The following is a 13,880-nucleotide window of genomic DNA, read 5'->3' as shown; positions in this document are numbered from 1 at the left end:
ATCTCAAATCTACCTGCCATGAAGTTTGAACAATTACGGGAATTTCGTCAACAAGCTTATGAATGTCTCGGCAATGCCAAAGACGCCACCTTTGAACTAGCAGACGCGATAATGACGACTCGCCACGTCTCATGTTTAGGAGATTTAGCCCTCAATCCCTTATTTCGGCGTGAGTGGTCAAGCGTCTACGAAGCGCTGCAAGATTGTAGACCAGACCGAGACCAATTGATGCAACTATATATCCAACAGATGTCACAAGTGGAACGTCCAGTATTAGCGATCGATCATACAGCATGGTTGAGACCCCATGCACCTACTCTCAAAGAACGGACCTATGAACATCAACCCACAGCCTTACCTCACGGCATACCTGTTGGTATCGGTCAAGGATATAGTACGATCGCACTGATACCAACGATTAGCGGGAGTTGGGCGCTGCCATTAAGACACGAACGTATTACCAGTTGGGACAACCCAATCGGTAAAGGCGCTGAACAATTGGCACAAGTCTGTGAATATCTTCAGAATAGACCCATCGCCCTATTTGATAGTGAGTATGGGTGCGCCCCTCTGGTTAAAGCTACTGCTGCGATCGCCGCTGATAAACTAATGCGTATTCGCTCCAATCGTTGCTTATGGTCAACACCCCCAGCCTATAGTGGTAGAGGACGGCCAAAAATTCATGGAAACCAGTTTAAGCTTAACGACTCCTCAAGCTGGTGGGAACCAGAACAAACCCTGGAATCCCTTGAGCCGAAACTCGGACGAATCAGGTTGAGAACATGGGATAACTTACATTTCCGAGGTAGTCCCAAACATCCGATGACTCTGATTTTAGTAGAACGCTTAGACACTGTAACGGGTCAATTAAAAACTCAACCTTTGTGGTTAGTTTGGGTTGGTGTTCAAATGCCACCTCTTACAGAAATTTGGCAACTATATCTACGTCGTTTTGCCATCGAACACTGGTATCGCTTAGCGAAACAAACATTGCATTGGACAATTCCGAAGCTAAGCACTCCAGAACAATGTGAACGATGGAGTGATTTGATGCCATTGCTAACTTGGCAATTATGGTTAGCTCAAGATTTAGTCAGGGAAATTCGTCTACCCTGGCAAAAGCCTCTCCCTGAATTGACACCTGGAAGGGTTGCACAATCAATGCTTCCACTTTTAATTAGGATTGGGAGTCCGGCTGTTGCTCCCAAATCCCGAGGAAAATCGGCTGGATGGTCATCCGGTAAACTGCGCGCTCAAAGATGTCGCTATCCCGTGGTCAAAAAGGGTAAAGGTCGGTTCCAAAACTCTCCCAAATTCGTAATTTAACCTTAGAAAACTCTTTCTAAATTCACTAGAATTTCACTCAGCGTTAGCTGAGTCAATTTGTGCTTAGTCTAAACTCCAAAGAAATATGAAGCACCCCTGGCCCAGACACAGAGCGAATGGGAGAAAGTTTGATACTTTAATTTACTCAACGGGAGAACAACAATGGCATGGGTGTTTAGCTTATCGGCTGAATGTGGCACAAAGCAATCTGAAGCACAGCAATTTGCTCAATATTTCAATGAAATTTTCTGGGTGCTCTCAAACGGTAGAGTTTCCCAATGTCGGGCAGAAATTTTTCAGGACATAGAAGAAAATTGGTGGTGTCGAGTTTGTCCAAGTGGCATCAGTGAGGTTGGGATTGACACTCCAGAAACTGCTTATTTAATGACGGAAATAGGTATATTTCTGTATCAGAGTTTGCGGTTTGCTCCACCGTTTCGGTATGCTTTAGTTGGTATGGAAGTAGATGAGTTTAGAACATACAGCGAATTGATTGAAGAGCCTGCCTTGGTTTTTCCTGGATTGGTTTTAGCTGAAGCTGTTTGGCAAGCAACGGGAGCATCTTCGGTTTTGCGATCGTTCAGTCTTGGATATGTTTGGAAGCCCTATGAAGGTGAAGTTTATAGACCACTACTAGCATCACCGGACTTAAAGAACAAGCTTGATGAATTGCGGAGCGTGGGGTAAATCCTTTTAGTGGATACATCGCCCCCCGCCTATCTAATTTACACCCAACCAACCCAATCAACTCAGTAGTTTTCCCGATCGCACCCTCCAATCTTTAGGCGGTTTTACTTGCCTTCTCCCTTTTTCGTTTGCGCCATCTTGCCGCTGTTTCTTTAACAGCCTCTATTTCTTCAAAATCTACCTGCATCACAGCCGTTTTAAACTCCAAACCCAAAGCCAAGCTAATATCAAGAATTTCCGTTAAACTAGCATTTTGATATTTTTTTTTCTCGTATTCCTTGATTCGTTCGGGGTCAATATCCAAAATTTCAGCTAGTTCTTCCTCACTCATTTTGGCTGCCATCCGAGCTTTAATTAAAGCCTCTGACAGTTTATTAAAATTCTCAACTACAATTTCGAGCGGCTCGCTCTTGTCACAATTAATTAATCTTTCATATTCCGCTATTTCTTCATGTAACTGCTCCAAATGGCATTGTATGACACTTCGACCGGATTCCCATCTGAGAAAGTCTTTTCTTTTTGCTTCTTCATCGCGTTCCATAGCCGCTATAGTTTTTGTAAACTTTTCCACCCATTCTTTACTGACTTCATACTGTAATTCATCTTTAATCATGGTTCCCACCTCATTAAATCTATCGCTATAATTCCTTTCTTATTTTTGTCTCGGTCAGTCTGAAAAAAATCAAAGGAATTGTCGCCGTAATTGCCTACAGGTTGGTCTGAGGGAAAAATTTCCCCTCTATACTTAGCTTTTTGGGCATTGCGATCGTAATGATTAAACAATCTAGGAGCATTGATTCTTAGATTATTCATGTCTACAGTTTCGCGATCGTAACAAGCATCAAAATCGTTAGGCCTTTCTTCGCTGGTAACAAAACTACCATCAATATAAATAGTCCTACCACCTGCTGCTTTTAACTGGGTCATTGCCAGTTTCAAGCCCCGGATCATATTCTCTCTTTTAAAATTCGTACCAAATCTCTCCTCAAACTCCTCCCATTCGCAAAAATGAACTCCCGGTGGTAGATTGCCGTTTTCATCGAATTCTGGAATCACTTACTCACACCCGCGCCACAAATTTCTTATTCGTTTTTCCATCCTACCACAGCGATCGTTATAAACAAACAGAAACCCGGCTGCTTCAAACAACCGGGTTTCTAAATATTGTTGCTGCATTTTCGACCGATCAAACTCCGTTTATGTAGGCCATAACTGGAGTACCTTGCTGCTGCTGCGCGATTTCCAAAAGGCGTTGAATGCGATCCTCTGTCGGTGGGTGAGTGCGGAAAAGTGACTGCAAACCTTTAGTCGAAAAAGGATTCACAATCAGCAGCGGCGACATCGCAGGATTGCCGTGCATGGGAATTTCATGACCCAGTTTCTCCAATTTTTGCAGGGCGTTTGCTAAGCCGATCGGGTTATTGGTAATTTCCACCGCACCGCTGTCGGCTGCAAATTCCCTCGTCCGAGAAATCGCCATTTGAATTACGGTTGCTGATAGCGGCGCTAAAATGATTAAAAACAGCAAACCAAACGGATTCGCGCCTTGTCTGCTATCCCGCGTTACTGGGCCGTAAAGCGCTCCAAAAGTCAGTATTCGCCCAACAAATGTAATTGCACCGGCAATTGTTCCTGCAACTGCTTGAGTGAGGGTGTCGCGGTTGCGGATGTGCGTGAGTTCGTGCGCTAAAACCCCTTCCAATTCTTCGCGAGAAAGCAGCTTGATGATGCCTTCAGTAACTGCTATTGTCGCGTGTTCCGGGTCTCTTCCTGTGGCGAATGCGTTGGGAGATTGAGTGGGAACTAGAAATATTTTCGGCACCGGAATTTCTGCTTTTTCACTCAGCGAGGCTACCATATCGTAGAGTTCGGGAGCTTCGCTGCGGGCGAGCGGCTGAGCGCGGTAAGCCATTAACGCAGCCGTGTCGGAATAGTACCAAGAGCTAAAACTTGAGAATGCGGCTAGCGCTAAACCGATGTAAAGTCCTTGCTCGTTGCCGATTAAATAATAACTTCCTAAAACGAGAAGGCCGCTTAGAAGTCCTAAGAGAGCGGCTGTTCTGAGCTGATTTGTTCCTAGCATGGCGGGTTGAGGGCGATCGCTATTTTGATATTTTTGAGCTTGTAATTAGATTTTCATATTTGCGGGCGATCGCGCCTCTATCTGCCGAAATAAGTGCAGCAGCCAATAGTAGTATTTCACCTTTTCAGTCAGAAAATGAGAATGCCGAAGGAGGCTCTATCTGCTTGCTTTCTTGAGCCAGCATATCCGCAGAATATGACATTCCCAGGCAGAGCTTGGAAACGAGATTAATCTCACGAAGTGGCCGCCCAAAGAATAGCAATATCGCTGTATTGCTTGAACATTGAATCAGCACTCACAAGCGTCATCTCCTCCATCTGAGCCTGGACAATCAGCATTCGATCGAAGGGATCTCGATGATGTAATGGTAACGCAGCCGCTCGCAGGGCATGAGGTGCTGTAATTTCCAGCGATCGCGCATCTAACTGTACCATGCGTGTCGAAATGTAGGTATCTATCGGTTCTGGGAGTGGTAACTTTCCGATCGCAACTTTGATGCCCATTTCCCAGACACTAGCAACAGAAAACCACAATTCGTTCGTTTCATCGGCAATCTGTGCGATCGCATCCTCATTCAATCGATCTGGTTGGGCAAACCACCACAAAAAACACTGCGTATCCAGCAAGAGTTTCACTCTTCATCTCCCTCAAATGCTGTCAAAATCTCTTTTGGCAAAGGATCGTTAAAGTCCTCTGGCAAAAGAAATCGCCCTCGATCTTTCCCTAAACTAGCTCGTCGATTGGATGAAGTACGAAACGGAACCAATTTTGCGACTGGGATGCCTTCGTTGGAAATAATGATTTCTTCTCCCAGTTCCACACGCGACAATAGTCGTGAGAGATTCGTTGTAGCTTGATGAATATTTACAGTTTCCATGATCTTAAAAAACTAAGTCTGTAAAATAAGTTTAACAAAATAAACGCAGACAATCTTACATTCATCTGCGTTTACCTGCGTTTATCTGCGGTTTAATTCTCCAACCCTAAACAGCTTGCACTTGCTTTTCCTCAACAGCAACAGGTTCTTGATATACAGTTTGAGACTCATTAGCCAAAAACTCGGCTAATTGAGCTTCGATTTCATCCCGCACAATCTGGCGGTATTCCAGGAAATGCTCGTTGTGAGCACACACTGTTAAATAATGATCCCAAACCGCAGGATTGCGCTTGAGAATGCTGAACAAATGATGCCAAAACTTCCAGCGAGTTTTGCGCTTGACTCCCTGCCGCCAAACCACAGTTAGCAGTGCTCGCAAATCGATCCAACTGGGAACTCTTGCAGGTATATTTGCTGTAGGTGCACCCAACATTAAGAAATGGCGATAAGTCCGGTCTAAATATTTCTCAGCATCGTACACTTCGCAGAATGCCTCGACATATTCGCGGGCAATATCTTCGAGAGGCCGCGTCGGGATAAAGTTCATCAAAGTAGTCTGGTTGAGGTTGCCAGATTTGTCGCGCAACCGCCCTTCTTTTGCTAGTCTGTGTGACAACGCAGTGTGTGGCAAAGCTTGCAGCATTCCAAAGGTTGTGCTCGGAATTGCTGCTGCTTCGGCAAACTGGACAATCCGCTGACCGGCACCGGGTTTTTCCCCGTCAAATCCGATGATAAATCCGGCCATTACTCGCAAACCAGTTTTCGCAATTAACTCTACTGATTCGATCAGGGAATTGCGGGTATTTTGGAATTTCTTCGTCATTTGCAGGCTTTCTTCATCAGGGGTTTCAATCCCTAAAAACACTGCATTGAAATTGCAAGCAACCATCATCTCCATCAATTCTTGGTCTTGGGCTAAATCGATGGAGGCTTCTGTGTTGAAAGTAAATGGGAATTTGTGTTCTTCTTGCCAGACTTTTAAGTCTTTTAGCAACAGTTTGACGCTGCGTTTGTTGCCGATAAAGTTGTCGTCTACCATGAACACGCCGCGCCGCCAGCCCAAGTTGTAGAGATAGTCTAACTCTGCGATCAATTGTTGGGGGTTTTTGGTGCGGGGTTTGCGCCCGTAGAGGACGATGATGTCGCAGAATTCACACTGGAAGGGACAACCTCGGGAAAATTGAATCGACATCGAATCGTAGGCGTCTAATTCCAGCAAATCGAAGCGGGGGACTGGAGTTGTAGTAACATCGGGTTTTACGCCGTCCGATCGATAAATTCCGCTTTTTTCGCCGCGCCCGATTGCTTCGACGAACATCGGCAAGGTGATTTCGCCTTCGTCGAGAATCAGGTAATCTATGCCCGCTGCTTGAGGTTCTTCTGGTACGGAAGTCGGGTAGGGGCCGCCGCAAGCTACGGATTTACCGCGCCGTTTTGCTTCGCGAATGATGTCTAGCAAATCTTCTTTTTGGACAATCATTGCGGAGAGAATAACGAGCTCTGCCCATTCCCATTCTGCTTCGGTGATTTGTCTGATATTGCGATCGACTAACTTAAATTCCCATTCTTGGGGTAAAATAGCTGCTACTGTTACCAAACCCAGCGGTGGCAGCAGAACTTTACGATCAACTAATTCTAGAATTTTCTCGTAAGACCAAAATGTTTTCGGAAACAGCGGGTAAACTAGAAGAACTCGCATTATATGTTAAACCTCACATCAGTAAACAACTTGCGATCGGGCTGGCGTGTTTGAGAGTTCGATCGACTCTCAAGACTTCATGTTAAGGCTAAAATTACGATCTTGCACTCGATCGAATATCTGGCGATGGGTCACACCCCCTAAGACAAACAAATATGAGCGCAATTTTTAGCTGGCAGTTCCCTGTTAAAGTTTGCAAATGCTGATATCTTATCGTATTTGACCGTTAATTGACGATAATCGCATTTAAAAAGCATGGAACTAAGACAAAAAAGAATTTGAAACAGTAAATTAGTCCTTTGGTGTGCACGCATCACCCTACATTACTCGTTTGGTGCACATTCCTTCTTCCCTCTTCCTTCTTCCCTCTTCCTTCTTCCCTCTTCCTTCTTCCCTCTTCCTTCTCCCCTAATTTGAATCCTTGCCGGGAATCCCGCTAGTTCTTAACATATCGGCAACTGTGCCACAGTAACTTGGCATTCCTATGCTTTCGGGATTCACAAGATTTTGATAGGTAAAATGGCGGTAGCTGATGCAAAATCTATCCCAAGCAGCCACCTGAATTCGGAACAGCCAAATAAAGAAATTGGCTAGCCAAGGTGACAGAGTAATCCGAAAAAATATCTTTTTATTCAAATACTCGCAAGCTTGTTCTACCACTTCATTAGCTGTAATCGCCGGATTTCCTAGCACAAAATGTCGCGGTTCCTCGGAAGCCGGCGGATGTTCAACTAAATAATTAACTACTTTAGCAATATCTGCGCCGTGGATGAAGTGAAAACTGCCATCTGCCTTAAACCAGCGAATCAAACCAATCCATTTGGCGACAAGTGGCAGGCCAGATGACAAGTGAGAAACTGGTTTTTCTGCGTCTCCTCCCAATACTAATGTTGGGTAAAGTGCCGTAATTGGAGGCAAATTTTTCAACGCTGACAAATGCACCATGCAGTTGTATTTTGAGCTAATATAATCTGTCCCCAGTTCCCCGGCTTCTTTCAGCAAATTGTTGTCTCTACCGAGAATACTAGCTGTTGAAAAATAAATTACTTGCTGGCAGGTCTGTGGCGAAAGTAGTTGAATTAGCCGGAGAGTTTTGGTGACGTTAACGTCAAACACTTCTTGAGTTCCTCCCCAAGCAGTGGCAGCTACAATTGCGACATTAATTGTTTGCAGAAGTTCGGCGTGTTGATCGATATCCCGCATATCGCCTTGTATTATATGGATGCCGGGGCGGGCTTTCCAGTCAAATTTTAATTTTTCTGGGTTGCGAACTAATAAGTAAAGTTCGTGGTTTGTTTCTTGAATCAAAGTTTCGGCCATGTAGTGACCGATACAGCCACTTGCACCCGTCACAAAAATTTTTTTGGAGTTCATTTTGCCGCAGGGGAAGAGGGAAGGATTTGACACTTTTTCGACTGTAGGGAGACGGCATTGCGGTGTCCCTACAAATATCAGATGCAATTAAACTTACATCTTGCAGCATTCTCAAGAACAGGCAAGATGCCTGTTCCACAAAAATTAAATTGTTACTCGTTACCAGGCTCTGACCTGGTAACGCAGATCCGGAGGCTCTGCCTCCATTTTACGCGAGGCAGAGCCTCTGGATATGGGTTCACCAGGCAGAGCCTGGGAACCAGTTAAAACCAATTCGCAATCAAATTAAGCAGCAACTGCAAGCAATTTGTCGGCTTGCTTTGCGGTTTCAAAGAAGAAACGCACGTTATCTTCGGGAGTTCCCGGTAAAACGCCGTGTCCCAAATTGAGGATGTGTCCGCGATGACCGGCTTTGCGAATTGTATCAAGAATTCGATCGCGAATAAACGGTTGAGAACCAAACAACACACCCGGATCGAGATTTCCCTGAACGTTCATGTTGGGGCCCAAACGCTTGCGCGCGTCGGCCATATCAACCGTCCAATCGACGCTGACGATATCCGCGCCGGATGTTGCCATACGTTCGAGGATGCCGGCGCTGCCGCTTACTAACAGAATTAGCGGGGTGTCGGGATGGGTCTTTTTGACTTGCTCGAACACCTGTTTCTGGTAAGGTAAAGCGAAGGTGTCGTAGTCCTGCGGGGAGAGTTGGCCGGCCCAGGAGTCGAACATTTGCACGACTTGCGCGCCGCAGTCGATTTGATAGCGCACGTAAACGGCGATCGCATCTGCGAATTTCGACAGCAACTGATGCAGTAAAGTAGGATCGGAAAATGCCATGTTTTTGATAATCGCATAATCCTTAGAACCTTTGCCCTCAACCGCATAGGCCGCCAGCGTCCACGGCGCACCTACAAATCCGAGCACGGTGGATTTGTTGCCGACTTCCTCGCGCAGGGATTTCAGGATTGTTTTGATAAACGGCAAGCTTTCTTCCGGGTTCAGCGGTTGCAGGTTGTCGATTTGCTGCTGAGTGCGGATGGGTGCGTGGATAATCGGGCCTTTGCCTTCGGCGATGTCCATGTCAATACCCAAACCGGGCATGGGTGTGACAATATCGGAAAACAGAATTACGCCGTCGGGTTGAAACGCGCGCCACGGCTGAAGGGAAACTTCGATCGCCACTTCGGGAATTTCGGAACGTTCGCGAAACGAGGGATACTTTTCTCGCAAATCTCGATAAGCCTTCATGTAGCGACCGGCTTGGCGCATCATCCACACGGGCGGGCGGTCTAGGGTTTCGCCGCGGGCTGCCCGCAACAACAAGGGAACTTCATTTAATGCCGACATTTTAACTTTTCTCTACCTTAGATATTTCAATGCCTTTGGTAGCTTACCACTGTGCGATCGTCCTTTTTGACAAAATCGTTGTGTGTACAAATGTGTATTTTGTCATTGCCAAAGAAAGTGAGGCGATAGCCAGAGATCGACTCGTATATAAAGGACTGGTATAAATCCTGTGTATAGGGTCAGAAACCCGGTTTCTCCGAAGAAACCGGGTTTCTGATTCCGCCCTACAGTTTGACCTACTTACCTCGTCACACAGACTCCGCCCACGGATACGCGACATTGATCTCGGCCCGCATCGAATCTACTATCATTCCGCCTCGCGGAGTCTAAATTTCTAGTCCGCGAATTGTAGTAATAATCTCCCGCCGGAAAAGCTCTATTCGGTACAGCGCAGTAAGTCGAGTCTTGATTTCCCTCATCAAACCTGACTCTGACCATAGAACGTCTCTCGCGACAATCAACAGACCGCAAGCCAAAATCATCTTCTAGAATCTGTGCTCTGTCATATTGACCGTCATCTAGATCGCTATCTCGCCTCGTGTACCAATCGTCCCGCGAATTGCGAGCTCGTCTGTTGTCCCCATCAATTCCCGAAACTTCCAGTGTATAATTTCCGCCTCTAGCCGCATCTTTTGCTAACACTAAAAGCTTGTAATCGCCAGTACGGGGAATTTGATAATTAAAAGAACGCTCTTGCGTAAAAGCGACTTGTTTGTTGTTCCCGTAAAATAGCACCAGGACGGGAGTAAAACCGCGACTTCTATCTGTGTCTAAAAATACTTCAATGTTGTCGCCTTCCCTTGCGCTGAATGTGTATTCTTGGCCGCGCAATTCTTCCGTGGGAGATCCCGGAACCCACATATTCCGGAAACGGTAAATCGGCGAAGTGCGGCGAATTACTCCATCTATGCGATCGTTATTCCCTATCTGTTCGCCAACCGCACTTGAGGAAATCCCCGTAAGTGCCAATCCCGTAACTAGGACTGCGGCAGCAATACTGTTTAACAACTTGTGTGCTTTCATCTCAACCTCTGGAAAAATTTAAAATCTTTTTGCTTTCTTGGCGCCGACATTTGCATACACAATCCATTTTAAATGTAATTTCTGCCAAGCGTGTCAACCTCACCCAACCCCGCTATTTAGCGGGTGCAAAATCTCATGTTAAATTTATAGACGTTGATCCCTAATCTAAAGTTGCGATTTATCGCCACAAATCAGCAATCCCGATTCAGCGTCGAGACTAGCGCTAATTCCCATGGGTAAAGCAGCGTTAACCCCCTCGTGGCCGAAGGGCAAATCCGAGACAATGGGAATATTCAAGTCCCCCAGCCGATCGCGCAAAACCTCTTCCATGCTAAAACTGGGAATACTCGGCTCAATCTCGCAACGACTGAAGCGCCCCAAAGCAATGCCCCGCACCCCAGCGAAAGCCCCCGCCATCCGCCACAAAGTCAACATTCGATCGACCCTGTAAGGAGCCTCGGAAACATCCTCAAATGCGAGAATAACCCCGGTCAAATCCGGTTGATACGGGGTTCCGAGCAAATGAGAAGCAACCGTCAGATTCGCCGGAAACAGCCGCCCGGTGGCTTTTCCGCTGCCCCATCCTTTACCTTGCAAAGATTGTAAGGGACGACCTTCTATGCAGTCAAAAAGTCGATCGACAGACCAATCCGGTTCCGCAGCCAAAGTTGTCAGCATCGGCCCGTGAACACCCCAAACACCCAATTTAGCCTGATTCCACAGCAAAGCAGTAATATCTGAAAAGCCGATTAACCATTTCGGCGGATGGGAATCGGGAGTTGGAAATTGGGAATTTTCCGCCTTTCCCACATTTCCTTTTTCCAAAAGTCGAGTGCTGCCGAAACCGCCTCGAACACAGAGAATACCGCGACAATCTGGGTCATTGAGGGCATCTGCGAGCTGTCGGACGCGGTTTTCGTCGGAACCGGCCAAATAGCCCCAGCGATCGTCAAAACCCGAGCTTAATTCAATTCGATAGCCGCGGGATTTCCAAATTTCTACACCCTTTTCAAAGTTGGTTGATTCTCGCAAAGTGCCACTAGGGGCAATTACTTTGAGCAAATCTCCTGGTTGCAGAAATTTTATGTCAGTCATTAGTTATTAGTTATTAGTTATTAGTTATATCGTGTTTGGTGAATCGATCGTAATTCGGTAGGGGCGGGTTTTACAGACAATTTCTGACTGAAACAGACAATCTCGAAAACCCGCCCCCACCCACCCATAAATACAAACCTACATTTTCGGATTCGATGGAAATTTCAGGTTGATTTGGGTTATCGGTTGTGGCGGGGCGGGTTTATCTAGATTGTTGATAATCGTTAGATATTGTCTGTGAAACCCGCCCCTACGGGATATGGTTGATTATTGATTTAGGAGTGAGTTTTTCAGATTGTTTGTTAATCATTACTACGGTAAAGTCAGAATTTCCACCCCAGAATCAGTCACAGCTAGCGTGTGCTCGAATTGAGCCGAAAGCTTTCCATCCTTGGTGATAGAAGTCCAACCATCGGCGAGAATTTCCACTTCCCAAGTACCCTCATTAATCATCGGCTCGATCGTAAAAACCATGCCTTGTCTGAGCTTTTTTCCTGTGCCCCGCTTGCCGTAATGCAAAATTTCCGGTTCAGTGTGAAAGACTCGGTGAATCCCGTGCCCCGCAAAATTTCGCACTACCGAAAAACCTTGTGCTTCAGCATATTCTTGAATCGCTGCACCGATGTCGCCGGTACGAGCACCCGGTTTGACTTCCGCAATTCCTCTTCTTAAACATTCCTCGGTTACTTCAACTAACTTTTTCGCTACCGGTGAAGGTTGGCCCACAAAAAAAGTTTTGGAAGTATCGCCATGATAACCATCAACTAAAGGCGTTACATCAATATTAATAATGTCACCTTCTTTAAGAATTTGTTTCGCATTGGGGATGCCGTGACAGACTACTTCATTGACGCTGGCACACAGAGATTTTGGAAATCCTTTATAGCCTAGCGGAGCGCTTTTTGCTCCGTGTGCCAAAGTCCAGCGTTCGGCTTCGTCGTTAATTTCCAGAGTGCTAACACCGGGTTTTACCATCGGTTCTAGATGTAGCAGAAGTTCGGCCGCTAAACGACCTGCTTGGCGCATTTTTTCGATTTCTCTACTGGATAAAAGCACTAAACGTTCGGTTGCCATAGTTTTTTCAGTTTGCTTTTTTTGTGGTCGATTAAGAGTTTATTTAACTCAATTTTAGAATAGATTTGAATTGCTGTTCAATAAACTTGTAAGGTGCATCAGTCAGCGAATCTTTCTAAAAATGTGCCAGTATTATTACTGACTCACCCTACTAGCAGTGATAGATTTGAACCAGTGTTCACAACGATCGCCCAAAGCTGCTAAAGAATATTCTACCTCTGCTTGTCGCCTGCAAGCGCTGCGGTCAATTTGGTCTAAGCGGGCGATCGCACCTACCAAGCCATTTACGCTATCAGGCTCCACTAAAAAGCCCGTCAGTCCGTCTTTAACAATTTCCGCCGGCCCCCCGCGCTCGTAAGCAATCACAGGCACACCGCACGCTAAAGCCTCGATCGCGACATTTCCGAAAGCTTCCACCCAACGTGGCGTCATCAACAATGCTCGGCACTGACGGACTTGCTCTTGCATTTGGGTTGTTGTCAGAAACCCTAAATATTCTACCGGAGCATCCGGGTAATCTGCACAAATTTTTTGCCAATAATCCTCATCTTGCATTTTGCCCATAATTTTCAGGGGAATGCCTGTAATTTTCGCTGCTGCTACTGCATCTTCTAAGCCTTTCTCCGGGGCGATGCGGCCTAACCAAGCTAATTGAGACTGCGGTTGGTTGCAAAATTCGTACAGGGATAAATCTATGCCATTTCCCAACAACTGACATTCATCGGCAAAGGCGAAGGTTTTGGCTTGAGAAGCGGTGTGAACTCCGATCGTACCAGGAAACTGGAGGGCGGTTTGTCCGGCGATGCGATCGAGGGCAGCAGAAAGGGAGCCCATGCTGATCAAATGTGCGATCGGAGTCCTAAAAAATGGTGTCAAATAAAACGGCAGCCAATCGTAGGCAAAATTAACAATGACATCCCATTCATCCTGAACTTGGCGAGCATATTCCCACATATTCGCCAGCACAGAATCTGCGGGCATCACAATAGGATCATTGTAATCTTGTGTTTGGGCGGTTACTTGCAAATCACCCGTTATTTCGATTACTGGAATTGATTCTAAGACTGAACCTATCGGCGCTACAACTGCTATTTTATGACCGCGACTCTGCAATTCTTTAGCAATGTTAAGGACTGTAAGTTCGACACCGCCACCCAACCCCGAACCTAGTTGACCGACCGAAGTTGAGAGAAACAATAGTTTTAAAGTGTTATTAGTCATTAGTCCTTAATCATTAGTCACCCTTCACTAATTTTACCATAATCTAAATTATAAATTCTCCCATCTCAAAT

At 45.9% G+C, this 13,880-nt stretch carries 16 protein-coding genes; 4 read left to right on the top strand and 12 right to left on the bottom strand.

Going from position 1 to position 13,880, the window contains the following annotated elements; genetic code table 11:
* Positions 1 to 18 precede the first annotated feature (18 nt).
* On the top strand, positions 19 to 1,326 hold the full coding sequence (locus tag D0A37_RS25975; protein WP_242716831.1) for an NF041680 family putative transposase: 1,308 nt from the start codon (positions 19 to 21) through the stop codon (positions 1,324 to 1,326).
* A gap of 162 nt (positions 1,327 to 1,488) precedes the next feature.
* A complete protein-coding gene (locus D0A37_RS25970; RefSeq protein WP_242718830.1) occupies positions 1,489 to 2,013 on the top strand; it encodes a hypothetical protein in 525 nt (174 codons plus the stop codon).
* A gap of 94 nt (positions 2,014 to 2,107) precedes the next feature.
* Here the strand turns inward: D0A37_RS25970 and D0A37_RS25965 are convergent, their stop codons facing one another.
* The 3 genes from D0A37_RS25965 to D0A37_RS25955 form a co-directional block, all read right to left on the bottom strand.
* Entirely contained in the window at positions 2,108 to 2,626 is a 519-nt protein-coding gene (locus tag D0A37_RS25965; protein ID WP_242718828.1) for a helix-turn-helix domain-containing protein, read from the bottom strand.
* On the bottom strand, positions 2,623 to 3,069 hold the full coding sequence (locus D0A37_RS25960; protein ID WP_242718826.1) for a DUF6932 family protein: 447 nt from the start codon (positions 3,067 to 3,069) through the stop codon (positions 2,623 to 2,625). The genes D0A37_RS25965 and D0A37_RS25960 overlap by 4 nt, the downstream gene beginning before the upstream one ends.
* A 130-nt stretch (positions 3,070 to 3,199) precedes the next feature.
* Complete coding sequence (locus D0A37_RS25955; protein ID WP_242718824.1) at positions 3,200 to 4,096, bottom strand: M48 family metalloprotease; 897 nt, start codon at positions 4,094 to 4,096, stop codon at positions 3,200 to 3,202.
* Between D0A37_RS25955 and D0A37_RS25950 the strand changes: the two genes are divergently transcribed.
* Positions 4,084 to 4,272 (top strand): hypothetical protein, encoded by a 189-nt coding sequence (locus tag D0A37_RS25950; RefSeq protein WP_242718822.1) that lies wholly within the window; start codon positions 4,084 to 4,086, stop codon positions 4,270 to 4,272. The genes D0A37_RS25955 and D0A37_RS25950 overlap by 13 nt on opposite strands.
* A 57-nt stretch (positions 4,273 to 4,329) precedes the next feature.
* Here D0A37_RS25950 and D0A37_RS25945 read toward each other — a convergent pair whose 3' ends face one another.
* From D0A37_RS25945 to hemE, 5 genes are all read right to left on the bottom strand, one after another.
* Positions 4,330 to 4,731, bottom strand: coding sequence for a type II toxin-antitoxin system VapC family toxin (locus D0A37_RS25945; RefSeq protein WP_242718820.1), 402 nt, complete (start codon positions 4,729 to 4,731; stop codon positions 4,330 to 4,332).
* A complete protein-coding gene (locus D0A37_RS25940; RefSeq protein ID WP_242718818.1) occupies positions 4,728 to 4,973 on the bottom strand; it encodes a type II toxin-antitoxin system Phd/YefM family antitoxin in 246 nt (81 codons plus the stop codon). The genes D0A37_RS25945 and D0A37_RS25940 overlap by 4 nt, the downstream gene beginning before the upstream one ends.
* 106 nt (positions 4,974 to 5,079) lie before the next feature.
* A complete protein-coding gene (locus D0A37_RS25935) occupies positions 5,080 to 6,672 on the bottom strand; it encodes a B12-binding domain-containing radical SAM protein (protein WP_242718816.1) in 1,593 nt (530 codons plus the stop codon).
* 408 nt (positions 6,673 to 7,080) lie between these two features.
* Positions 7,081 to 8,046, bottom strand: coding sequence for an NAD-dependent epimerase/dehydratase family protein (locus tag D0A37_RS25930; RefSeq protein ID WP_242718814.1), 966 nt, complete (start codon positions 8,044 to 8,046; stop codon positions 7,081 to 7,083).
* A 285-nt stretch (positions 8,047 to 8,331) separates the two neighbouring features.
* On the bottom strand, positions 8,332 to 9,396 hold the full coding sequence (hemE, locus tag D0A37_RS25925; RefSeq protein ID WP_242718812.1) for a uroporphyrinogen decarboxylase: 1,065 nt from the start codon (positions 9,394 to 9,396) through the stop codon (positions 8,332 to 8,334).
* Positions 9,397 to 9,425: 29 nt separating this feature from the next.
* Here hemE and D0A37_RS29220 point away from each other — a divergent pair, with 29 nt between their 5' ends.
* Positions 9,426 to 9,560 carry a hypothetical protein gene (locus tag D0A37_RS29220; protein WP_278187116.1) on the top strand — a complete coding sequence of 45 codons (135 nt, stop codon included), beginning with the start codon at positions 9,426 to 9,428 and terminating at the stop codon, positions 9,558 to 9,560.
* A gap of 76 nt (positions 9,561 to 9,636) precedes the next feature.
* On the opposite strand, the gene D0A37_RS25920 is transcribed toward D0A37_RS29220, so the two are convergent.
* The 4 genes from D0A37_RS25920 to D0A37_RS25905 form a co-directional block, all read right to left on the bottom strand.
* Positions 9,637 to 10,419 carry a hypothetical protein gene (locus D0A37_RS25920; protein ID WP_242718810.1) on the bottom strand — a complete coding sequence of 261 codons (783 nt, stop codon included), beginning with the start codon at positions 10,417 to 10,419 and terminating at the stop codon, positions 9,637 to 9,639.
* Between the two features lie 165 nt (positions 10,420 to 10,584).
* Entirely contained in the window at positions 10,585 to 11,514 is a 930-nt protein-coding gene (locus tag D0A37_RS25915; protein WP_242718808.1) for a S66 peptidase family protein, read from the bottom strand.
* 312 nt (positions 11,515 to 11,826) lie between these two features.
* Positions 11,827 to 12,588, bottom strand: a complete 762-nt coding sequence (gene map / locus D0A37_RS25910; protein WP_006635181.1) for a type I methionyl aminopeptidase — start codon at positions 12,586 to 12,588, stop codon at positions 11,827 to 11,829.
* A 135-nt stretch (positions 12,589 to 12,723) separates the two neighbouring features.
* Positions 12,724 to 13,809: a glycosyltransferase family 4 protein gene (locus tag D0A37_RS25905; RefSeq protein ID WP_242718806.1), complete on the bottom strand. Its 1,086-nt coding sequence runs from the start codon at positions 13,807 to 13,809 to the stop codon at positions 12,724 to 12,726.
* Between the last annotated feature and the right edge of the window lie 71 nt (positions 13,810 to 13,880).

The organism is Microcoleus vaginatus HSN003 (assembly GCF_022701255.1).
Lineage (GTDB): Bacteria > Cyanobacteriota > Cyanobacteriia > Cyanobacteriales > Microcoleaceae > Microcoleus > Microcoleus vaginatus_B.
This window is presented reverse-complemented; position numbering and strand designations above follow the sequence as displayed.

Excerpts from the sequence above, each read along its gene's own strand:
- D0A37_RS25975 (WP_242716831.1), top strand. The coding sequence starts at position 19 with ATGAAGTTTGAACAATTACGGGAATTTCGTCAACAAGCTTATGAATGT.
- D0A37_RS25970 (WP_242718830.1), top strand. The coding sequence starts at position 1,489 with ATGGCATGGGTGTTTAGCTTATCGGCTGAATGTGGCACAAAGCAATCT.
- D0A37_RS25965 (WP_242718828.1), bottom strand. The coding sequence starts at position 2,626 with ATGATTAAAGATGAATTACAGTATGAAGTCAGTAAAGAATGGGTGGAA.
- D0A37_RS25955 (WP_242718824.1), bottom strand. The coding sequence starts at position 4,096 with ATGCTAGGAACAAATCAGCTCAGAACAGCCGCTCTCTTAGGACTTCTA.
- D0A37_RS25940 (WP_242718818.1), bottom strand. The coding sequence starts at position 4,973 with ATGGAAACTGTAAATATTCATCAAGCTACAACGAATCTCTCACGACTA.
- D0A37_RS25935 (WP_242718816.1), bottom strand. The coding sequence starts at position 6,672 with ATGCGAGTTCTTCTAGTTTACCCGCTGTTTCCGAAAACATTTTGGTCT.
- D0A37_RS25930 (WP_242718814.1), bottom strand. The coding sequence starts at position 8,046 with ATGAACTCCAAAAAAATTTTTGTGACGGGTGCAAGTGGCTGTATCGGT.
- hemE (WP_242718812.1), bottom strand. The coding sequence starts at position 9,396 with ATGTCGGCATTAAATGAAGTTCCCTTGTTGTTGCGGGCAGCCCGCGGC.
- D0A37_RS29220 (WP_278187116.1), top strand. The coding sequence starts at position 9,426 with ATGCCTTTGGTAGCTTACCACTGTGCGATCGTCCTTTTTGACAAAATC.
- D0A37_RS25920 (WP_242718810.1), bottom strand. The coding sequence starts at position 10,419 with ATGAAAGCACACAAGTTGTTAAACAGTATTGCTGCCGCAGTCCTAGTT.
- D0A37_RS25915 (WP_242718808.1), bottom strand. The coding sequence starts at position 11,514 with ATGACTGACATAAAATTTCTGCAACCAGGAGATTTGCTCAAAGTAATT.
- map (WP_006635181.1), bottom strand. The coding sequence starts at position 12,588 with ATGGCAACCGAACGTTTAGTGCTTTTATCCAGTAGAGAAATCGAAAAA.
- D0A37_RS25905 (WP_242718806.1), bottom strand. The coding sequence starts at position 13,809 with ATGACTAATAACACTTTAAAACTATTGTTTCTCTCAACTTCGGTCGGT.